The following is a 19,529-nucleotide window of genomic DNA, read 5'->3' as shown; positions in this document are numbered from 1 at the left end:
TTTAATATTTAATATATAATAATTTACTTATGTTAATATTTCGCTAAATTCTTCATTTTTAAATCGCTGTTTAAATTCTTCAAATTGTTCTTTAGTGTTATTTCCGTATCCATAAACGGTATGAAATAACAAGTGAATATCATGTCTTAAACATACACCTATATTTTCACTGTGTATTCTCACGCACTCTTTTCTTGTTAACTCTAGCTCTGAAGCTGTGTAATCGCTTATTGCGTTTTTTAAATTTAACCCTGTAATTCTTAAAGTGTCTTTCAAAATGTTATCGAAGCCGTAAAGATGATGAATATCATTAAAAACATCTCCAGTTATTACACACTTATAGTTTGATTGTTTCATACTTTCTTTTTTCCAGTCCAATATAAATGATCTTAGATGTTCTGATAAACTTGATATGCCACCATTCCAATTCCAATGATTCTCATCGCTATTATTTTCAAGGTAGCAGCTTTTACAAATAAATAATGCATCTCTTAGACTGTCATAAGTAGTGTATTTTACTCCTTCATTGATATGTTTTTTACATAAATATGGCAGGTGTTGTTTTGCATTTTTATAGAATTCAGCCTCAAACTCTGGAATTAATCCTTTCTCCATAAATGCTTCTAATACCACTTTGCTATTCATTCTATACTCAACAGACTTTTTCTCATCTGCGCACTGTTTACATTTATATTTTGAAGCTTTTATATTCTGAATTGTTGTGGAATACAAATGTTCGTTTGGACATTTTACTTTTATCTCGCTTACTCTATTCACGTAATTTGAGTCGTCAGATAAAAGCTCAAATCCATGTTGTTCTATACTTATCTTAATCTCATCAAAGTTTGTTCTTTGTATTAGTCTGCTTTTATCATAAAAACACTGTTTGCATCTTTTGCCATTTTTATAGTTTTTAAAACTAATAGAGCACTCATGATTATTGTCACAAATCATGTCTAACTTGTCAGTGTGTCTGACATATTCTGTACTGACTAATGTATAGCCGTAATTACTTAAATACTCTTTTACTTCCTTGTAAGTGTGAGGTTTTCTTCCTCCCATATCTAACATCTCCATTTTCTGTTTTCATCTCCAAATACAAATAAGATTGCGAAGAGGGGAGATGTTTCCTCATTCTGATGGGTAATTAAGCCACCAGTCGCAATCTACAAGTATTTAATTTAGTTACAATAATTCACTTATGTTTAATTAACTTAACCGAACACTCTCCAAAGAAAGTGCTCAATAAATTAACTAAATCAATACGTCATACATTCCATACTTCTTAGCTATTTTTGCATCAATGTACCAATCCGATACCTTTTCTTGATGATCGTCTAGAACTTCTTGAGTAACGCTACTATGATTGATGATATAATCATCATAAACCTTTTGAAGTCTATCATATTCTTTATCTAATCGCTTCACTTCTTGTCTTGTGCCATTTGCTCCACCACGCAATTCATGATACAAAAGTGTTGCATACTTGCCCATAAAACGCTTATGACCTGCTAAGAACAAAGGAAGTCCCATACTCATTGCATATCCAGTACAGTAAGTATGAACAGGTGTGATTGAATTTTCGATTTCGCTGAGCACAGAAAATCCGTCGTATGCGCTCCCGCCAGCACTAGTAATATGCAATTCTATTGGTTTTCGCTCTTCTGGTTTAATGTTTTTCTTATTATCTTGAACATTGATGTGTTTAATCAGAGGAACAATATTATCAATGGTATATCCGCTAATATCCTCATTTAAGTAAATCACTCGTTCGTTGAATAAATCTTTTTGCACCTTATCTAACAGGGGAGACTTTTCATCCATTGCTTCTAATAGTAATTCACTCATCCAACTTCCTCCTCATTCTCAACGAACCATATTTGATTCTATTAACTTCGTTCTTTTATCTTCTCATTTTGTAGAAATATCCAATTCTCAGCTTTACTTCTATATTCTTCTAACTTGATAAACCAAATCACATAGGCTAACAATATCCTATCATCTAACCTGTTTCTAATTATTTTTAATGATTCTTTGAATTTCATCATCGCTGTCCTCATCAGATAATGTAATCTCATATTCTTGTCCTTCATTATCAAAATCATTTAACTCATCTTCAGCTATTTTGCTTGACATGTAATCATGAACGCTGTCCAATGCTTTCTGTGATTGCTCTACGCCAAACATTATTCCATCATGAAATCCAATACCATAGCTCTCATCTAATAAATCACTTAAAAACTCTTCATCCTTAGTTAGAGCAACGTCAAGAATATGTCGTAAAGCATTTTCCCAATGAACGCCATCTTTAATCATTAGTCCAAACTCTTCAGTTAATGAACATGTAATACACTTATCATCTGTACATTTTTCTTGCTCGTTATAGTCGTTCATAGGATTCTCCTTTTAGTCAATTGTTTATATAATAGTTTATTTATCGAAACGTAAGTAAAATGTAGCTTTTCTACCGTTCTCATCTAGCCATAGTAGTTTTTGATGTGCTTTAGAGGTTAACCTAGCATCTTTAGCGTAATCATCTGTTCCACCGAATGAGCCGTTCATTATAATGTCTACACCATGAATTTCATTCTCGTAGTTACGATGAAAGTGTCCTAAAAATACAGCAGTAGGGAAACAACGTGTCATCATTGTTAAGTCTTGTACTACTTTACCTAAACCATCTAAATGTCCATGAACCGCAAAATAATTTTTTCCTAGAATGCTTGCTACAATGATTTCACTATCGATATTGTTATCATGGAAAATAACGTTCGTATGTTTTTCTAGTCGAACTTTCATATACCATACAATAAAACTGTGGAAGCTTTCTGTCTTAACTTCTTCTTCCTTACGAGCTGCAACTCTATCATGGTTGCCTTTTACATTATAGTAATGAACTCTTTCAAATGTGTTAGCTAACACTGATAGTAATTCAGCTAATGCTTCTGCAACTTTCTGTGTTGATTCCACTGCATTTTCTGTTTCAGATAGCTTAGTCATTCTGTGGATTACGCCACTTATTGCATCTCCAAGATCGAAAACGTGAATTTCATTTACGTTTGTAAGTTCACGATATTTCAAAACTTCTTGCGTAAGCTGATTTAATCGCTCATAAAACACTTCATTGTTGAATTTATTCCAGTGATTATCCGTTACCATGCCTTTGTGTAAATCACTTAGCAGTAAGGTTAATGCGCCATTACTACTGTTATTACTAACTGGCTTAGCCCATTCTAAAGGTTTCTTTGTGTTAATTTCTTCTTTGATGGAATCAAGCATTGTCTTAAGTAGATGATCTAATCGACCTTCATGACGTAGATAGTGTTTATATTCACGCTTTTGGTCTTGATATTGAATCTTAGCGATTTCTAGCTCTTTTTTCTTAGAATCTAGTTCAGCTAACAACTCATTTTCCATTGACTCAATTGTTGATACTTCTTGATTGTCCAACATTTCTTTCCATGCATATGAAAGTTTTCTCAAATGGTCTGGACTGCAATTTAATCCCAATAGTTCAATAAGCTCTAGCCAATCTAAATCATGTTCTTTATTTAACTTAGCTACACATAGTCGAACTTTATAGTCAAAATCTGATTCATTCTTTTTGCGTTTAATAATTGAATTGTTCATTCAATCACACTCCACTAACAGGCTCAATATCTAATTCTTCTTTACCACTGATTGATAAAGTTCTTCCTACGTATTGAGTCATCTTAGCAGTTAAATCAAATGTTTCTTCTGAATCCTTTTTAATTTCTGTAATGTAAAAACGACCATCGTCATATCCTAGTTCACCTTTAAATGAAAATCCTGAATTTTCTTTAGCCATCTATAATCAATCTCCTTTTTCTCATTAGTCTCAAATGTGTAATTTATATTCAGCGTCACACATCAGACGCTTTCCTCTATGTACTCAAGCATTTTCTTTAGGGAAGAAATAGCAAGCAAAGAACCACACTTTTCATTCAGAAGAAGGTAAGGCGAACCCTAGTAGTTTAATCCACTCTGACATGGACTCGAGTAGGACTACCATTCCTACAGAGGAGTGTCCAGCCACCTTAATTGGCAAGGTAGAAAGACATTTTATATTTGTGTATCCTCTAACCCCCCAAAGTTGGATACGGATGATCAGTCCACTTTTTGCCACGCTAGCTGTGACTTTGTATTGTAGGAGGTAATGTATAAAATTGTAGTTTTACTTATAATTTACTTATGTTTTTTCAATTAAATTTATTGTTTGTTGAATTTCATCTGACCAATTTGAGAATTGACCACGATAATTAGTAATTAATTTGTGCTGTACGCTAAGATGTCCTTCAAAATGTTTCATGTAGACTTCGAAAGGTGAATAACCTTTAATCATTCCTAGTTTCTTCACGTTGTCAATTTGTCGAGTAGAGCCAATTACAACAACTTTACAGCTATCATGAATACGTGTTAGAACTGTTTGCAGCTCGTTTAAGTCTAAATTTTGCGCTTCGTCAATTATTACAAAAGCATTCTTAAAATTAACACCTCTAAGGTAGGAGGTAGATGTCATAACAATTTTCTTATGCTCATCATCGTTTTCATACCAACTTGAATATCCATCGTGATGTAGATTGAGAAGAGCATCAAATAATGGCGCAAAGTAAACATATTCTTTTTCAGTTACAGAACCAGGTAAGAAGCCTTGATCTCGAACAGCTACTGCATTACGAACATAAATTATTTTGTCATATGTTCCTTTTTCAATCTCATAAACGCCAGCAGCAACAGCCAATGTGGTTTTACCAGTACCAGCTTTAGCATCTACAAAAACTGATTGAACTACATCAGTGGAAGCCCACAAGCTCTGCATGTAAGCATATTGATGCTTATCTCCAAGAACGCTATATCCTTTTTCTTCAAGCCATTTCCAACGAATATCTTTATCTTGATATTTAGTAGCCATCAGCATAGTCTCCATTTATAAGACCGAAGAGCACAGAATACAGAGGGGAGAGTAAGGTAAGATGATATGATGGTATACCTCTGTATTGTCTATTAAACTTCTACACTCTTCGTCATCTTTTATTTTTGAATCTGTTATCCTTGTACTGGAATTTCAGCTAATTCTTTTTTAAATGATTTTGATGGAGCAAACTTATGACCGTAATGTGCAGACTTAGGAATTTTATCTCCTTTTGGGTCTTGTGGATTCGTATGTTCACGAGCAGGTTTTAATTCAACCTTCAGTGTTCCAAACTCGCCTAATTTAACGCTTTTTTGTTGAGTAATAACTACGTCTTCTAATACTGCAAAAACTCTATCGTAAATTTCAATCGCAGCTGTTTGTGTTGTTTCAAATTCCTCAGCCAATAGTTTCTTTAGTTCGTCTCTTTTAAATAATTCCGTCATATTAAAAATCCCCTTTTTCTCATTGTTTTCTTGTCATTTTTATAGGAAAATGAACAAAACCATTAATTTTTAATACTATTTGGCTAAATTAATAGCCAAAAATAGAGTATTTATTTACAACTATTATGATAATTTACTTATATTAACCGCAATAATCATCAGTATCTACAACACCAATCGCTACTTGATTGTCATAACCCATTCCAGAGAATGTTGTGTGACGATTTGATCCTTTAATCATTTCTTTCTGTTTCCCATTTGATAAAACATCTCTATCTTCGCCTTCAGCATTATTCTTTGTTAAATAGTAACCGATGACATCCAAAGAAATTTTAGTTGGTTGTTTGTCCCAAGTGAATCTAAAATATTCTTCTACAGACATAATATCGTTTTCATTGTCTTGTAACCCTGTTGACTCCTCAAGTAACTTATAGATTTCTTCATTTCTTTCAGTGAATCCTAATGAAGTATCTAAAGTCGCCTCACGATGTGGCAAGTATAATTTCATTTTAAATAACTCCTTCTATATGACTAGTTAGACTTCTAAGCATTAAATGGTACGTTTTCTTTACTTTTCTTTAAAACACGATTTACATTGACTATGAAAACCGTCTTCGCTATCATTTTTGCTATAATAAAATTCATCAGTTGCAGGCAGTTCATCCTTACATTTACTACATTTCTTCATTTTCAAATCCAATGTATTTTTATAATTGACTTTTCTCCAATTCCACAAATTCTGCTTCACAACTTCTTTGCATATGGTGTTTATTCTTTTCTTGATATTTTCCTTTGAACCCATTCCAAGCTCAATTGCAATTTCTTGATGAGTAAGCCCATGTTCGTATAGTTCAATGATTTTCATTTGTTCTTCACTCAAGTTGCATTCTTTAATTGTTTCATCTAATGCTGCATATGTAAGTAGCATTTCTGTATTTACACCTTGCACTTCACCAGCGACATCAAATGCATTGTTCGATACGCTGTACAAGTAATTATCATATTTATATCTAAACTCTATTAATAGCCGAACAACATTGACATCTGATATTGTCAAATCTCTATAGAATAAATCCTTGCTATTTAAATCTAACTTCATTCCAGACAATGCATAACCCCCAAACCCTTCAATAATCACAAGGAAATGTCTTAACTATTCCCTATACTTCTACTATAGTCTCTTTTTTCGTTTTTATAAACTAGTATTTTAATATTTTTATAATTTATTTATGTTGACAAAACTAAACTATAAAACTATAGTATATTATAAGTGGGTATTCCACTTACTACACACAAATGGGGAGAGATGAAATTGACAGTGAAACAATATGAGCTTGAAGTATCCATACAAAGACAAGTGTATTATGACGAATCGAAAATGTTCGGTATTTTTGCATGTGACACGGTTGAATATAATAGAGAAGTAGTCAAAAACAAGTATGGCAACTTTTCCATACAAGGGAATACACGACCTTTGACAGAAGGGGAGAAGTATACTATTAAATTTGAAGGTGCTTACAGTCATCCTAAATATGGTGAGTACTACAAAATAATTGAGGTTGAAATGGATAAGTTAGACACATTGGATGCACAGGACAAGTTTCTAAAAGAAGTCATATCAGAGAAACATTTTAATGTGCTAAAGAAAACATATCCACATGAGAAATTAGTAGATTTCATTCTAGCTGATAAAGTAAACGTGCAATTGACTAAAGGAATCAAGCAACCAACTTTAAATAAGATTAAACAGAATATACAGGACAATATGAAACTAGCTAATCTGATTGCTAAGTTAAGTGAATTAGATATTTCAACAAGCAAGCTTTACAAAATACTAGAACACTTTCAAACACCTGATGTAGCACTCACTGCAATTGAAACTGAAATATATCAACTATGTGATATTAAAACGTTTGGCTTCAAAACTGTAGATGAAATTGCAATGAGAAGAGGAGATAGTCCCGAAAGCAAGAAACGTATTGAAGCTTGCATCAAATATCAACTGAAGCAAGATACAAATGAAGGACATACTTGGTCGGTTAAAAGCCTATTGCTAACCGAATGTAGCGACTTATTAAATCTTCCAATGGGATTAGTTGAGTCAACTTTAGCTAATATGCATAAAGCAATTGTATTTCAAAACGACAATCAAGTTGCTTTAGCCTCCATAAGAAAACTGGAGTATGAGGTATTCAACCATTTGAAACGTATATCCGAAAATTACACCCCGCCTAAGATTGAAAATATCGAACATAAGTTGAAAGAAACAGAAGAATATCAAGGATTTGAATTTACAGATGAACAGCGAAAGGCAATCATAGAGGGATCACAATATGGAGTCATGATTCTAAATGGGGTAGCTGGTAGTGGTAAATCAGCAAATGTAAAAGGTTTGATCGATTCTCTTGGAACTAGCAATTACATGACATGTGCATTATCAGGGAAAGCCGTGAATGTGCTATCTCAACGTGGAATAGAAGCTTCTACAATTCATCGTATGTTAGGATTCCAAGATGGAGCTTTCATCTTCAACGAACACTCACCATTGCCTTATAGTGTTGTTGTAATTGATGAGGTTTCCATGATTAATGTACAGTTAATTCATAGTGTCATATCAGCAGTTCCAAATGGTGCAAAGTTAATCATAGTTGGAGATAGTGGTCAGCTTCCTGCAATTGGCTATGGAGACGTACTACGTGATTTATTAGCTACTTCATTGTTTCCTAAGTTTGAATTAACAAAGGTGCATCGACAAGCCGCCAAGAGTGGAATCCTAAGTTTAGCTAACAGTATTCGTAATGGCAATCAAGTATTCAACTATGACACAGCAGGACAAGAAACTTTTGGTGAGCTACAAGATCAAACTGTAATTGCTTATCACAATAAAGAATCCATCATAAATGACTTATTGGAAATATCTAAAGCATATAAGAGTAGAATATACACACCTGAAGATTTATATGAGTTCCAAGTTATTGTAGCAAACAGAGAGCGAGGAAGTCTTAGCGTGAAGAATTTGAACATCGAGCTTCAAGCGATATTTAATGACATGAATAAAACTTCACTGAACAGAAACGGATATGACTACAGAGAAGGCGATAAGATTATTACACAAGGAAACGCCTATAAGAAGTTGAAGTTTCATGATACACATGAGTACCATAGTAAGATGGCTCAAGCTAGCTTCATGGAAGATGATGAAGCCGAATATTTTTTAAAGCCTTACAGATTTGATTTGTTCAACGGTACATTAGGATATATTGATTCATTTGATAAGACAAATAAGCTAGTATTTATTAGGCTTGATGGATATGATGGAGTAGTAGCATTGAATGAAACTGAATTGGATAAGATTGAGATGGCATATGCAGCTACGGTGCATAAATTACAAGGATCTAGTATTAAGAATGTTATATTCGCTTTGGATTACGGAGCATACAAGCTGTTGAGTAAACAATTAGTATATACAGCTATGACACGTACATCGTTAAAAGGAGTAGCATTAGTTGAAAATAACGCATTATATGCTGCAATTAAGAATGATGCCTCTGGGATGCGTCGAACCTTCCTTGGTGAAATCATTAATTCTCAATCTCAACATAAATAAGTTATTATAATATAAATATATAAAGAAACGGAATAGAGGTGACATTTTGGCTGAACAACATTTTGAAAGACCAGTAGCAATGCCAAATAAGATTTATGCTGATATGAAACAATGGCTTGATGAAGGGGAGTTAAAGTCTCCTCAGCATCAAGAGTTTTTGTATTGTTTCTATTGGGTGATTGCTTACCTTTGGGGATTTGCCAAGTATGGAGAAAAAGGATTTACAATGAGCGATATTAAACAGATACTAGGCTACAATCCAAATGAGAAGCGTGTTAACTATATCATTAAGCAAGATGGATTGTTAGATCAAAAGGGATATACCGATACAGTAAACGATTATCCTGTGTTATGGCATATGAAAGATGGAGAAGATATTAGCTTTACTATGCTTAGCGATTATGATGAATTAGATAGAGAATTGGTAAATAAATTTAAAACGCCTAAGCCATTTGTGAAAGCTCCATTGTTATCAATAGGTGAAGATAATGATGGATTGTATTGGAATGCTGAGAACAGTCATATTGTCAGAGGTGAAATAGTGGTTGCATGTATGGCTAATGAAAAATTGAAATGCGCTGGCATTTATTTATATGGAATATTACTGATGATGCGAGATAAGAATTTACACTTTCATGATACAGATGAATTCCAATGTTCCAATAGCACATTAGAAAAGCTAACTAGGTGGAGTAATCAGAAGGTGATAAAAGTGGTAAAAGGATTAGTGGAAGCTGATCTAATTGAGAAGAATCAGAAGGTGAAAAAGAAGGGAGAAGTCAATGTTTATAAGATTAAATAGATTATGTTGTGTGATAACGTAACTAGGGGTGAGGTTACGTTTTTATAACTCTATAATAAAAGAGTTTATATAATATAATATATATAATTAATATATAGAGTTTATTATAGAGAGGTGAAAACGTAACCTCATATGATTTTAATTAAAATTAGTAAAAATGATATAGACTAAATCTCCTCCTATCTGTATGATATTAGTAAATGATGGGAGGAAAAGAAATGCTTACTAAATTTATTAGAGTTATGTTATTAGTAGTATTAGTTTTCGGAGTCAATGTTTTTAATTCAGCTTCAAGTAATGCAGCAAGTGTAATGTGGGGTAAAACTGAACTTAAAGAAGGACAGATTGGTAAGGTTACGATTCTTAAGTCAACAGAACTAGTTAAACTTGAAAGCAATGGATCACTATCTACAGTAAGAAAGTTGAAAGTTGGAGATGAGTTTAGAGTCTACAGCTTTAAGAGTCAACATGGTGGTCTTTACGGTGTAGGTGGTAGAAGCTACGTGAGGAAGAATGAGCTAGCAAAATACGAAACACCATCTAAATCCAAGCTAGCTCAACTAGAAGAAGCAATCAATAATCCGACACCTGTAACAACAGTTCCTGAAGTAGAAGAAGGATTAGAAGTGGTAAAGGGTGCTCCATCAGTATTTAAAAACTGTACAGCGTTAAAAGAGTATTATCCTAATGGAGTTATGAAGGGTCATCCTGCATATGCCTCTAAACACGATAGAGACAAGGATGGATGGGCTTGCGAGCCTAATTAATGCTTCATAATCAAAATTAGGAGTTGTATATGATGAACAAAAGGATGATAAAGTTTCTTCTAGTCACAGTATTATCAATAAGCGTTGTCGTATTTCACAATGAAACTGCTAGTGCAGACACATTGGCTAATAAAGTCATGTGGGGTAAGACAGAGCTAAAGTTAGGTCAGATAGGGAAAGTAACAATTAAATCCCCAACAGCTTTATTTAAACTTGAAAAGAATGGAACTCTAAGTAAAGTTCGCAACTTGCAAGCTGGAGAAGAATTTCGTGTATACAGCTATAAAAATCTAGATGGCTATATGTATGGAGTAGGTGGAGGCAACTTCATTTATGATATTCAAGTAGTTAAATATGAGACACCTTCTAAGTCTAAATTGGCTTTATTGAATGGGAAAGTGAATGAGACTCCAATTGTTTCAGTGCCGAATCCAACAAATCCTAAGTCGACTCCTGTAGTAGTTAAAGACAAGAGTACAATTTATAAAGAAAAGTTGAATGCCATTAAGAATACAAAATATAACAACTATAAGGACTATGCTAGCGCTATTTACAAAGAACAGTTTGAATTAGCGAAAGATGAGTATCATTTGCAACATGAGTCAATTGAAGCATACTATCATTATGGAATTGAAGTAAATGAAGTTGTACTTTCATTTAGTGATGGCAAGAAACTTTTGACAGAGAAACGTCCACAGCCTGTAGCTAACGCACTAAACAATAGAGTAGTGACACTATACAACGGGGAATATCATCTCTCTATCCCACTATTAGAACACATATTAAGTGTATCAAGAGAAACTTATTGGTATGACGATTCACCAAGAAGTGTAGGGTACGATGGATTGTTTTCTGGTGCTACAACAGCTCAGCCTTCAACACAGTATGAGGATGAATCAAATAAGCAATTAGGATTCTATAACGTGGTGACTTTAGAGGAAATTGTAGGAGATAGGAAGATTACCTTTTCTGAAAAAGAATATCCATTTGTTAGTGGAGGAGGCTTATTAACAGGATCAAATTATATTAATCCTTATAGCAACAATGAGATTAAACAGATATTGAATGTAGATTTTGATATGACATATGACAAAGCTAATAAGAGAATCACAATCCTTTTTGATAAACCATTGAAAGAGAAACCAGTTTTTCCTAATTATTAATTGAGGGAGGTAGCTAAATGCTATCTCTTTTTTTTATGTCTGAAATATATCCCCCCTCTACATAGGTAAATTATTAGGATAGATTATAGCATCCATTTAAATGATCATTTTGATTGATTGTAGACGTTTTAAAATTTGACAGGGAAATGTTCATCTTAGTCATTAAAGTGGCTCTAGGATAATCAGAGAACGTTAGAGACGCATGTGAGAGGTTGGGTGAACTGAGATTGAAATGCGAAGGAATGAATAGATGAAAAGTGGATGGTTGACTCAGGTTGAAATAGACACATTGAATTTAATTAAAAATATGCGATTCTAAGTGAGCTAACATAAGAATGAACATTTAGTCATGAGAAGGATTAAAGTGGCTACAGATTCACTATAGAACCTTACAGAGCTATGTGAGTAATTTGCTAAGATTAAATCCAACAAACGTCATTGAGAGTGATTCAGTGCCAATTGTTGGATAGGTTAAATTAATTTGATTACTGATGTATGAGAATGATTGTAATTGGATAGAATGGAATTGGGTTAGTAAAGTTGTGTCAGATAGAAGATAGCTGAATCCTAAGTTTAGTGTACTGCAACATGGAAATGTGAACAGAGAAGTCTGAGTGTCAATGTCAGAAATGGCTAATTTGATACTTGGGCTTTTTTGTGTTGAGTCGGGTTGAATGATGAGTAAATATGAAATGGAAACAATTGGATAAATTTATTAAGAAATTAATTTAGGGTGACTGATTTTGATGGAAACAGGATGAAAAGTTACAAAAGGATAGGAATATTAAGGATAAACGAGTGATTAGGGTGACATTTTGAATGGGAATAGATGGATAAATTTATATGACTCGAAGATGAAATGTGTCCGATTAAGATGAAAATGAGCTGCGAGATGGATACGAGATGATTAGTTGGAAAGGGTGAATGAAGGTAGGAAAATTGGGATGTGAGAGGTGATTTGATTCGAGTGATACAGATGATGAAATGAGTCGAGGATGGACTGTCTCGGATGAAGGTGGGATTTATAAGGGTTGAGAGGGGATAAATGGAGTGAATATGATGAGATTGAGTGAAAATGGGAAAATGGAGGGTGATGGAAAGGTGGGAAAACTTAGGGTTGACTCGGAGCGTTACGAGAGGGAAATCGAGTGGGAATTGGGGGGAGATTGAGGATGTAGTAGGACTATTGGATTAGGAGAGAGGATTGAGTGAAAATTTGATTGAGAGGATGAGATGAGAGGAGGATGAAAAATAAGTAGAGTGTGTGAAAGTACCAGGTAGGGGTATAATTAAGAACAATTGTTCCCTAATATCTGTAAATACCGCCCCACCTTAAAAGCCTTATAAATTACGGTATTATAATAGTCATTATACAACCTTTTTCATTATCTGCCGTTCTCAGTCCAATAATATCAAGTTTTTATCTAATCAATAAGTAATCATCCATAAATCACAAACTAAACGTATAATCAGATCACAATAGGGAATACAGCAACCACCAATCAAATTTTCCTATATAACTATATCAGCGTTCGATATATAACAGGCAACAAACTTGTCAGCACTTATTGTAACTATCATGGTTACATCCAATCTATACTGTATCATTTCATCTTCTCATTTATAATCCACAACACTCATATTATCCTTATATTCCTATCATCCTAACTGTATCAACTGTATCATTCCATTAGACTAATACACATATAATTACTGTATCAATCTGTTACATTCATATCCTATAATACAGATTCTAAATATCATAATCAGAATACCATATTCCCATTCTCACATACTCATACCAGTCATACGATCAATCCTATTCCATTCATTCACATACGCCAGCACATAATAAAAAACTAGCATACCATACAATCATACTGTATGATACACTAGCTACTATTTACGTCTATTCTATTCAATTGTATCATACTATCTATTCCATTCTATCTAACTCTACAAGTCCAGTCACCACATGATATAGTATGTTTACCTCTCAGTATAGGCAAGTCAATCTTCCCTAGTGTAGTAGCAAACTTTGTCATTAATCCATTTTCCATACAATATGCAGACTTGACAGCCGTTAATGGATCACATGTATAAATCATTTCCTCACCTGTTAATAGGTTTAATACGTTTACTCTTTTAGTTAGATTAATCATTCTCATCATTCCTTTTCATATAGTTTTATAATCTACTCATGTAATATCAATCAGTGACATATTCAATTCAATCCAACTCACTCAACCAATTCAATCCGTTCAAATTCATCCTCATATTCTCCCCAAACTACACCAATCTTATCACCAACATTAACATTAAACTCTAACTCATCTTTATATAAGAATATGCCTTGATTATCCTCACTCACTCTATTCAATGCTATTCCATGTATCTCATTATCTTCTATACTTGTGATCTCATACTCATATGCCAATCCATTGCCTACATTATTTGTCACACTGTCATACTCTACTACTGGTACATTGTTCAATCCTAATGTATTCATAATCATTAACATCAATCCTATTAGTGTTGTATTCATCCTATTCACCATTCCTATTCATATAGTTTATTGTAATAACTCATTCATGTATCATTCATCCAGTCACTTTACACCTTCACAACTAACATTCTATATCCTTCATATTCCATGCATACACTGTTTCCCATATATCCATGTATCAACTCTTTTTCTGTTCCATACTTATCTCTAATACATCTAACTTCATTATCAATACTGGATACATCCTTCATATACTCAAGCATCCGTTCCCAAGTCTGTAATATGTCATTACATTCTATTTCCTTGTATACCACAATCATATTTACATAGTCACCAACTTAATTGTATTAAATATTATCCATATGATACACAAGCACATAAACAATATGAGATAGCTATATTCATTCCATAGTTGTCTAATCATTATTGTTGTTGATCCATTCTCATGTTTAATTTATCATAGCTACAAGTGTAAACTCTTACATCATAGTCAAGTGTTCTGAATGTAATTTCTTGCTTATTGTTATCCAATTTAATCAATTGATTATTATTATCTTTCATAAATTGCACTACTTTGTTTTCCCATTCAATTGTATTCTTCATTAAATTAATCATTTATATTCCACCTTTTTATTATGATAATTTACTTTTGTTCTAATTAATTTCGTCAATGCTTACGATATTGAAACAATCATTAGTTAACGCTACAACTATAGTTTGATTTCCCCAACTAGCTTCTTTTATAATAATATGGTCATATCCAAGTAGTGTATAAACAGTGTTCAAAACGTCTTCACTATTTCCATATGCATTAGTAATAGATCCGATTAAGTCAGCATCGTTATCAGTTCCATAGTAGTCTATTTCTACAGCTTCATTAGTAACCTTTTCTATTCCATCCCAAGCCACGTCACCAAAATTAGATAAATATTCACCTTTTCGATCCAACTCTTTTACAAGTTGTCTATATTCATTTTCTGTTATTCTTTTATCAGTGTAGCCTAAAGCCTTCTTACCATGAAAATCAATTGTATATAAATAACCGTTTCCAGCGTATCCTTTAGCTATGTTATAGTTATTTGTAAAGTAAAAGCCTTTTCCTTCACTTGTTCCATTCAAGCCAATAAACGATAAGTCAAAGCGATTGAATTTACTTTTTGATCCATGGTACAATTCCATTTGTATTCCACCTTTTATTTTTATAATTTATTTATGTCGTAAAAAATAATCAATCACAATAATCCTTCATATTCATTTTCATATTGTGCTTCATCATAAGCATTTTCAAAACTGTTATATCTAACATGAGAACACTGCAAGCCTTCTTCTATTTCTTCATATGGCTTCACTACAATGTATTCAGTACTGATATAATCTTTGCCGTCTTGCACTTCAATAGCACAATCCAAATTGAAATACATATTGTCATGAATGATATATACCTGTAATACCGAATACTTGTTGTTGTCATTCTTATATGTTTCATATTTACTCATCCTAATTCCTCCTAATAATTTATTTATGTTATGTATTGTATTACACTGGACGGATACTAATGATCTTTTCTAGTCTCATCAGAAGTAGTATTACTACTTGACGTTCCCAATAGAAGAAGGAGGGAAGGGAACGTTTCGACTTGTTTAATATTCAAATATTTCAGTATCAACTAGTTGATCATTTTCCCAAGTTTCTACTACCATTGTATATTTCTCATTTCCAGTAAAAGAATATGCTTTTTCTTTATCAATTCCAGCATATTTAATTTTACTTGTGTTATTGCCGAATATTACTGATACTACGTAAACTTTCATTTGTTTTAATCTCCTTTTGATAACTTATTTCTTAACCTATATTTATTGTATCATACTTCTATTTATTATACAACCATTATTATAATAATTTATTCATGTTATTTAAAACGAAAGATGTAATTTATTCGATATTGTTACTATCTTCTAATAGAATCTTTAGTAGTTCTTCTTTGTTGTAAAGAATCCATTCTAGAGTATCTTCTAAATCATAAATATAGTTAGTTCTCTGTATCAATTCTTTTAGTTTTTCTTCCATTTCCTCAACTCCATTCAATTTTATTCTTCTATTCCATACTCTTTATATATTTCCTCTTTCATGCTATGCCCTTGTATTTTTTCTTCTTTACTAATCTCGCTAAAAGTCATTGTAAATTCATCAATTAATTTAAATTCGATTGTTCCAAAACCTTCATCGTCAATTAAATCATACATCTCTTTGATTGTGTATGTTACTAAACCTTTTAAACCGTCAACGTCAACGTCTAATATCCTTTTGATTGTTTGCTCTGTCATCTTTTATCCGTCCTTTTATAATTTATTTTTGTGATCTTATCAATCGAATACAATTTACTTTTTATCGGTTAATTAATTGATACTTACTAACTCGAATACTTCACTATTCCTTAACATGCTAACAAACATATGAGCATTTTCTTTTGTTCTAGTATTAAACATTGAATACCCATTATCATTTTTAGAAATATGAACAATATCGTTTGCTATATTTACATTTGTGTCAATTAACATTCTGCCTACTATAAGATCAAATTTCCTTGGTATTTTGTTGTTTTTCATTTTAATTATTCCCCATTCTATTTATAATTTAGTTTTGTCATATAAATTACTGTTTTTATTGATTGTTATTTTTTGCTTTGTACTCTTTAATCGCTTCATCAATTATTTCATTAGCTTCATTGCTTGTATATCCTTTTAAAACCAATTGGCAATACCATATTAAACGTTCTTTAGCATCCATTTTCATTCTCCTTTTTTAAATTTGTATTATTCGTTTATTAATGTATAGCCATTTCTAATTGCATTAACTAATAAGTCTAAAGGTTGTTCCTGTAAGCATTCCATTTCATCTTTAAAGATTATATCTTTACGGTTATATACTTCGATTAAATCACTAATTGCATTTTCAACATTATTGTCCCAACTACTTAATACTATTTGTATAGCTTTTTCAGTATTCTTGTTTATTTCTACTTTTAATGTCATTTCAATACTCCTTTATAATAGGTTATTTTGTTCTGATGTTTATTAAGATAGTTGCAAGTACGCTTCTTTCCATGTATCGAAATATTCAAAACTAAGATGATCCATTTCTTGTTTGTATTCTTTTGGATTGCCTTTTATAATACCTACTATAACTTTTTTCTGTTCCATAGAATAGCCTTGTAATCTGTATTGTGGATTATTTGTTAATAAGTCATAATATTTATTTTCCTCTGTGATTTTCTCTTTTAATTCTTTTCTCATTTTATTTTCTCCTTTTAATAGTTTATTTTTATTAAGTAACTTAAAACACTACATTTGTTTCTATTTCATCTTTGCAATTCTCACATGAGCAAGTATCATTTGTTTCTGTATCAATAAAAATTGGTGTAGCTTCATTCGTATTGAAATTTAATTTGTCTGCACATGATGGACAAATAGTTATACATTCATTTACCACATAACCAGTTAGCTCATAATTTGAATATCCCATTTTGTCATTCTCCTTTTAATATCTTATTTTGGTTAATCCTATAAAATAGTATTTTTAATCGATTTCTATTTCTAAGATATTTCTAAAGCTTTTTATTTCTTTAATGATGTTTTCTTTTGAATGGTCTTTAATTTCATTGTTTAGATATTCTTTAAGATGTTTCCATTGCCTCTCGTTTGCATTGGTTCTAATCGTTAATACTTCTTGATTTTCTACCTCAAAATAATAAGTGTTTTCCATTTTTCATTCTCCTTTTTAATAAGTTATTTTTGTTTAATCTTTCGTTTCCTTACCTGTTAAATCTATTGTAGCATATTTATTTTTATTATACAATACATTTTAATAACTTATTTATGTTATTTTCAATTTGTTTTTAATTCCTTAATATCCTACTGTATCGTCAAATATGATATGAATTGTTCTATCATCATATACTAATACACGTTTGCTTACTTCTTTGTATTTGATCTTGTTAGGCTTGCCAAATTCCCTAACCGCTATATCTTGCATGATTTTCATATCATATCTGTTTACACGCTTGTAAAGTAGCATACGTCCATTTTCTTCAATGTATAAAGTTGTTTCACCCATTTTGTTTTCCTCCTTGTTTGTAACTCTTAATCTTATTATACAACTAATATACGCAATTGCAATACCTAATATACATTATTATAAAACTTTATTCATGTATCTGTTTAATTGTTTTCTTTTAATAGGAAGAAACTTAAAACAGTAAGCATAATACCATAGCAAAAACATTGCTGTATCAAGCGTTGATTTATATCTACTGGAATGTATCTCACTATGCTTTTTAGTGTTTCTTCCTATTATAAGCAATAAAAAGTATATGGCATTCTATTCATTATCCTAATACGATCATTATCAGACCGTCTAGGCTACTATACACATACATCATATATAGAGGTTGCCTCATATCTCAAACTCATATAACAGCAATCAAAAAATCGAGCTGGCTATAACAGCAAAAATTTTTTCGAGCTGGGACTTTTTCAACTCTTCATGCAGTAACCAATCAGATACAGAAGGGGGAGGGCACAATCACGTTTAACTCATCAACATTTAAAAATATATATTTTACATTATAATAGTTGACTTATGTTAATTGTTAAGCTAATATGAAATTAAGCCAAACCAAACTACATAAACAACAATATGAAGTAGAAGGGAAGAGATAAGAATGGTAAGCAAAGTGGATAATGAATTACAAATGGATCATGAACAAATTGAAAAATATGCAAGAAGGTTTCTAAGGAGAGCGTATCAAATGGAGCTAATCATCCAATTGCTATCAATTCACGATTAAGCAGCACATTAGGAGTATTCTTCTATAATAAGAACAACATGCGACCAGTGAAATTAGAGTTCTCTAAAAAGTTTTTGCAGTACGGCAAGTTGGATGATATAAAGAAGACGATCAAACATGAATGTATTCATTATGCCTTATTTATGAAAAAGAAGCCATACAGGGATGGAGAAGAACACTTTGAATCAGAAATAATAAAACATAACGCCGTATCGACCAACAAAATAGATTTCAGGATAGAAAGAAACGTTAGAGTGTATCAATGCAATTGTAACGAGTATGTATACCTACAGACAATCACTCCTAAATACTGCACACGATGTAAACATAATCTAACTTATGTAGGCAGAAGAAAGCAATTAGTCTAATCATAAATAAATTATTAAATATCTATTAAATAATATACAATGGAGGTTCTAGAAGACTTCCTACATACATAAACTATAATATAAACTAAAG

The 19,529-nt window shown here is 32.1% G+C and carries 31 protein-coding genes; 6 read left to right on the top strand and 25 right to left on the bottom strand.

Annotation, left to right across the window (positions count from 1 at the left end; translation table 11 throughout):
* Positions 1-27 precede the first annotated feature (27 nt).
* From FS486_RS03890 to FS486_RS03850, 9 genes are all read right to left on the bottom strand, one after another.
* The gene (locus FS486_RS03890; RefSeq protein WP_186321345.1) at positions 28-1,062 is read right to left on the bottom strand and encodes a hypothetical protein; all 1,035 of its coding nucleotides are present in this window, start codon (positions 1,060-1,062) and stop codon (positions 28-30) included.
* A gap of 192 nt (positions 1,063-1,254) precedes the next feature.
* Positions 1,255-1,848, bottom strand: coding sequence for a ClpP family protease (locus FS486_RS03885; RefSeq protein ID WP_144509953.1), 594 nt, complete (start codon positions 1,846-1,848; stop codon positions 1,255-1,257).
* Positions 1,849-2,013: 165 nt separating this feature from the next.
* Positions 2,014-2,394 (bottom strand): hypothetical protein, encoded by a 381-nt coding sequence (locus tag FS486_RS03880; protein ID WP_144509952.1) that lies wholly within the window; start codon positions 2,392-2,394, stop codon positions 2,014-2,016.
* A gap of 36 nt (positions 2,395-2,430) precedes the next feature.
* Positions 2,431-3,630 (bottom strand): metallophosphoesterase, encoded by a 1,200-nt coding sequence (locus tag FS486_RS03875; RefSeq protein WP_144509951.1) that lies wholly within the window; start codon positions 3,628-3,630, stop codon positions 2,431-2,433.
* Positions 3,631-3,634: 4 nt separating this feature from the next.
* A complete protein-coding gene (locus tag FS486_RS03870; RefSeq protein ID WP_144509950.1) occupies positions 3,635-3,829 on the bottom strand; it encodes a YonK family protein in 195 nt (64 codons plus the stop codon).
* A 381-nt stretch (positions 3,830-4,210) separates the two neighbouring features.
* On the bottom strand, positions 4,211-4,933 hold the full coding sequence (locus FS486_RS03865) for a PhoH family protein (RefSeq protein ID WP_186321344.1): 723 nt from the start codon (positions 4,931-4,933) through the stop codon (positions 4,211-4,213).
* Positions 4,934-5,067: 134 nt separating this feature from the next.
* Positions 5,068-5,379: an HU family DNA-binding protein gene (locus FS486_RS03860; RefSeq protein WP_144509948.1), complete on the bottom strand. Its 312-nt coding sequence runs from the start codon at positions 5,377-5,379 to the stop codon at positions 5,068-5,070.
* A 142-nt stretch (positions 5,380-5,521) separates the two neighbouring features.
* Positions 5,522-5,887 carry a hypothetical protein gene (locus FS486_RS03855; protein WP_144509947.1) on the bottom strand — a complete coding sequence of 122 codons (366 nt, stop codon included), beginning with the start codon at positions 5,885-5,887 and terminating at the stop codon, positions 5,522-5,524.
* 60 nt (positions 5,888-5,947) lie between these two features.
* Positions 5,948-6,487, bottom strand: coding sequence for an RNA polymerase sigma factor sigma-70 region 4 domain-containing protein (locus FS486_RS03850; protein ID WP_144509946.1), 540 nt, complete (start codon positions 6,485-6,487; stop codon positions 5,948-5,950).
* Positions 6,488-6,697: 210 nt separating this feature from the next.
* Between FS486_RS03850 and FS486_RS03845 the strand changes: the two genes are divergently transcribed.
* The 4 genes from FS486_RS03845 to FS486_RS03830 all read left to right on the top strand — a co-directional run bounded on the left by FS486_RS03845 (position 6,698) and on the right by FS486_RS03830 (position 11,718).
* Positions 6,698-8,986, top strand: coding sequence for an AAA family ATPase (locus FS486_RS03845; protein ID WP_260858021.1), 2,289 nt, complete (start codon positions 6,698-6,700; stop codon positions 8,984-8,986).
* Positions 8,987-9,032: 46 nt separating this feature from the next.
* Positions 9,033-9,788, top strand: coding sequence for a hypothetical protein (locus tag FS486_RS03840; protein ID WP_144509944.1), 756 nt, complete (start codon positions 9,033-9,035; stop codon positions 9,786-9,788).
* Between the two features lie 218 nt (positions 9,789-10,006).
* Entirely contained in the window at positions 10,007-10,555 is a 549-nt protein-coding gene (locus tag FS486_RS20555) for an excalibur calcium-binding domain-containing protein (RefSeq protein ID WP_313956968.1), read from the top strand.
* 29 nt (positions 10,556-10,584) lie between these two features.
* Entirely contained in the window at positions 10,585-11,718 is a 1,134-nt protein-coding gene (locus FS486_RS03830; RefSeq protein WP_144509942.1) for a hypothetical protein, read from the top strand.
* A gap of 1,946 nt (positions 11,719-13,664) precedes the next feature.
* Here the strand turns inward: FS486_RS03830 and FS486_RS03825 are convergent.
* From FS486_RS03825 to FS486_RS03770, 16 genes are all read right to left on the bottom strand, one after another.
* Entirely contained in the window at positions 13,665-13,880 is a 216-nt protein-coding gene (locus FS486_RS03825) for a hypothetical protein (protein ID WP_144509941.1), read from the bottom strand.
* A gap of 77 nt (positions 13,881-13,957) precedes the next feature.
* Complete coding sequence (locus FS486_RS03820; protein WP_144509940.1) at positions 13,958-14,263, bottom strand: hypothetical protein; 306 nt, start codon at positions 14,261-14,263, stop codon at positions 13,958-13,960.
* A gap of 68 nt (positions 14,264-14,331) precedes the next feature.
* Positions 14,332-14,544, bottom strand: a complete 213-nt coding sequence (locus tag FS486_RS03815; RefSeq protein WP_144509939.1) for a hypothetical protein — start codon at positions 14,542-14,544, stop codon at positions 14,332-14,334.
* Positions 14,545-14,647: 103 nt separating this feature from the next.
* Positions 14,648-14,839 (bottom strand): hypothetical protein, encoded by a 192-nt coding sequence (locus FS486_RS03810; protein WP_144509938.1) that lies wholly within the window; start codon positions 14,837-14,839, stop codon positions 14,648-14,650.
* A gap of 39 nt (positions 14,840-14,878) precedes the next feature.
* The gene (locus FS486_RS03805) at positions 14,879-15,403 is read right to left on the bottom strand and encodes an ADP-ribosyltransferase-containing protein (RefSeq protein WP_144509937.1); all 525 of its coding nucleotides are present in this window, start codon (positions 15,401-15,403) and stop codon (positions 14,879-14,881) included.
* Positions 15,404-15,456: 53 nt separating this feature from the next.
* Positions 15,457-15,720: a hypothetical protein gene (locus FS486_RS03800; protein ID WP_144509935.1), complete on the bottom strand. Its 264-nt coding sequence runs from the start codon at positions 15,718-15,720 to the stop codon at positions 15,457-15,459.
* Positions 15,721-15,864: 144 nt separating this feature from the next.
* Positions 15,865-16,035 (bottom strand): hypothetical protein, encoded by a 171-nt coding sequence (locus tag FS486_RS20035; protein WP_186321342.1) that lies wholly within the window; start codon positions 16,033-16,035, stop codon positions 15,865-15,867.
* Positions 16,036-16,156: 121 nt separating this feature from the next.
* The gene (locus FS486_RS20030) at positions 16,157-16,309 is read right to left on the bottom strand and encodes a hypothetical protein (RefSeq protein WP_186321341.1); all 153 of its coding nucleotides are present in this window, start codon (positions 16,307-16,309) and stop codon (positions 16,157-16,159) included.
* A gap of 2 nt (positions 16,310-16,311) precedes the next feature.
* Entirely contained in the window at positions 16,312-16,548 is a 237-nt protein-coding gene (locus FS486_RS03795; protein ID WP_144509934.1) for a hypothetical protein, read from the bottom strand.
* 72 nt (positions 16,549-16,620) lie between these two features.
* Complete coding sequence (locus tag FS486_RS20025) at positions 16,621-16,782, bottom strand: hypothetical protein (protein WP_186321340.1); 162 nt, start codon at positions 16,780-16,782, stop codon at positions 16,621-16,623.
* A 103-nt stretch (positions 16,783-16,885) separates the two neighbouring features.
* Positions 16,886-17,011 carry a hypothetical protein gene (locus FS486_RS20380; RefSeq protein ID WP_260858008.1) on the bottom strand — a complete coding sequence of 42 codons (126 nt, stop codon included), beginning with the start codon at positions 17,009-17,011 and terminating at the stop codon, positions 16,886-16,888.
* A gap of 26 nt (positions 17,012-17,037) precedes the next feature.
* Entirely contained in the window at positions 17,038-17,256 is a 219-nt protein-coding gene (locus FS486_RS03790; RefSeq protein ID WP_144509933.1) for a hypothetical protein, read from the bottom strand.
* A gap of 42 nt (positions 17,257-17,298) precedes the next feature.
* On the bottom strand, positions 17,299-17,517 hold the full coding sequence (locus FS486_RS03785) for a hypothetical protein (RefSeq protein WP_144509932.1): 219 nt from the start codon (positions 17,515-17,517) through the stop codon (positions 17,299-17,301).
* 40 nt (positions 17,518-17,557) lie between these two features.
* Positions 17,558-17,746, bottom strand: a complete 189-nt coding sequence (locus FS486_RS03780; RefSeq protein WP_144509931.1) for a hypothetical protein — start codon at positions 17,744-17,746, stop codon at positions 17,558-17,560.
* A 54-nt stretch (positions 17,747-17,800) separates the two neighbouring features.
* Complete coding sequence (locus FS486_RS03775) at positions 17,801-17,986, bottom strand: hypothetical protein (RefSeq protein WP_144509930.1); 186 nt, start codon at positions 17,984-17,986, stop codon at positions 17,801-17,803.
* Between the two features lie 141 nt (positions 17,987-18,127).
* Positions 18,128-18,337, bottom strand: a complete 210-nt coding sequence (locus tag FS486_RS03770) for a hypothetical protein (protein WP_144509929.1) — start codon at positions 18,335-18,337, stop codon at positions 18,128-18,130.
* Positions 18,338-18,944: 607 nt separating this feature from the next.
* On the opposite strand from FS486_RS03770, the gene FS486_RS20375 reads away from it, so the two are divergent.
* Positions 18,945-19,070, top strand: coding sequence for a hypothetical protein (locus FS486_RS20375; protein ID WP_260858007.1), 126 nt, complete (start codon positions 18,945-18,947; stop codon positions 19,068-19,070).
* Entirely contained in the window at positions 19,049-19,438 is a 390-nt protein-coding gene (locus FS486_RS20645) for a SprT-like domain-containing protein (protein WP_395940833.1), read from the top strand. Before FS486_RS20375 ends, FS486_RS20645 begins: the two co-directional genes overlap by 22 nt.
* Positions 19,439-19,529: the final 91 nt, after the last annotated feature.

Source organism: Bacillus sp. FJAT-22090 (genome assembly GCF_007676755.1).
Classification (GTDB): Bacteria; Bacillota; Bacilli; order Bacillales_A; family Planococcaceae; genus Psychrobacillus.
Note: the sequence above shows the minus strand (reverse complement) of the source record. Positions and strands in the feature narration are given on the sequence as shown.

Bases quoted from the DNA above. Each gene is read 5' to 3' on its own strand.
- FS486_RS20380 (WP_260858008.1), bottom strand. From the start codon at position 17,011: ATGGATGCTAAAGAACGTTTAATATGGTATTGCCAATTGGTTTTAAAA.
- FS486_RS03865 (WP_186321344.1), bottom strand. From the start codon at position 4,933: ATGGCTACTAAATATCAAGATAAAGATATTCGTTGGAAATGGCTTGAA.
- FS486_RS03885 (WP_144509953.1), bottom strand. From the start codon at position 1,848: ATGAGTGAATTACTATTAGAAGCAATGGATGAAAAGTCTCCCCTGTTA.
- FS486_RS03860 (WP_144509948.1), bottom strand. From the start codon at position 5,379: ATGACGGAATTATTTAAAAGAGACGAACTAAAGAAACTATTGGCTGAG.
- FS486_RS03820 (WP_144509940.1), bottom strand. From the start codon at position 14,263: ATGAATACAACACTAATAGGATTGATGTTAATGATTATGAATACATTA.
- FS486_RS03780 (WP_144509931.1), bottom strand. From the start codon at position 17,746: ATGGGATATTCAAATTATGAGCTAACTGGTTATGTGGTAAATGAATGT.
- FS486_RS03785 (WP_144509932.1), bottom strand. From the start codon at position 17,517: ATGAGAAAAGAATTAAAAGAGAAAATCACAGAGGAAAATAAATATTAT.
- FS486_RS03770 (WP_144509929.1), bottom strand. From the start codon at position 18,337: ATGGGTGAAACAACTTTATACATTGAAGAAAATGGACGTATGCTACTT.
- FS486_RS20035 (WP_186321342.1), bottom strand. From the start codon at position 16,035: ATGAAAGTTTACGTAGTATCAGTAATATTCGGCAATAACACAAGTAAA.
- FS486_RS03875 (WP_144509951.1), bottom strand. From the start codon at position 3,630: ATGAACAATTCAATTATTAAACGCAAAAAGAATGAATCAGATTTTGAC.
- FS486_RS20555 (WP_313956968.1), top strand. From the start codon at position 10,007: ATGCTTACTAAATTTATTAGAGTTATGTTATTAGTAGTATTAGTTTTC.
- FS486_RS03890 (WP_186321345.1), bottom strand. From the start codon at position 1,062: ATGGGAGGAAGAAAACCTCACACTTACAAGGAAGTAAAAGAGTATTTA.
- FS486_RS20375 (WP_260858007.1), top strand. From the start codon at position 18,945: ATGGTAAGCAAAGTGGATAATGAATTACAAATGGATCATGAACAAATT.
- FS486_RS20025 (WP_186321340.1), bottom strand. From the start codon at position 16,782: ATGTTAATTGACACAAATGTAAATATAGCAAACGATATTGTTCATATT.
- FS486_RS03810 (WP_144509938.1), bottom strand. From the start codon at position 14,839: ATGATTAATTTAATGAAGAATACAATTGAATGGGAAAACAAAGTAGTG.
- FS486_RS03790 (WP_144509933.1), bottom strand. From the start codon at position 17,256: ATGACATTAAAAGTAGAAATAAACAAGAATACTGAAAAAGCTATACAA.
- FS486_RS03880 (WP_144509952.1), bottom strand. From the start codon at position 2,394: ATGAACGACTATAACGAGCAAGAAAAATGTACAGATGATAAGTGTATT.
- FS486_RS03805 (WP_144509937.1), bottom strand. From the start codon at position 15,403: ATGGAATTGTACCATGGATCAAAAAGTAAATTCAATCGCTTTGACTTA.
- FS486_RS03870 (WP_144509950.1), bottom strand. From the start codon at position 3,829: ATGGCTAAAGAAAATTCAGGATTTTCATTTAAAGGTGAACTAGGATAT.
- FS486_RS03830 (WP_144509942.1), top strand. From the start codon at position 10,585: ATGATGAACAAAAGGATGATAAAGTTTCTTCTAGTCACAGTATTATCA.
- FS486_RS03825 (WP_144509941.1), bottom strand. From the start codon at position 13,880: ATGATTAATCTAACTAAAAGAGTAAACGTATTAAACCTATTAACAGGT.
- FS486_RS03775 (WP_144509930.1), bottom strand. From the start codon at position 17,986: ATGGAAAACACTTATTATTTTGAGGTAGAAAATCAAGAAGTATTAACG.
- FS486_RS03795 (WP_144509934.1), bottom strand. From the start codon at position 16,548: ATGACAGAGCAAACAATCAAAAGGATATTAGACGTTGACGTTGACGGT.
- FS486_RS03800 (WP_144509935.1), bottom strand. From the start codon at position 15,720: ATGAGTAAATATGAAACATATAAGAATGACAACAACAAGTATTCGGTA.
- FS486_RS03855 (WP_144509947.1), bottom strand. From the start codon at position 5,887: ATGAAATTATACTTGCCACATCGTGAGGCGACTTTAGATACTTCATTA.
- FS486_RS03815 (WP_144509939.1), bottom strand. From the start codon at position 14,544: ATGATTGTGGTATACAAGGAAATAGAATGTAATGACATATTACAGACT.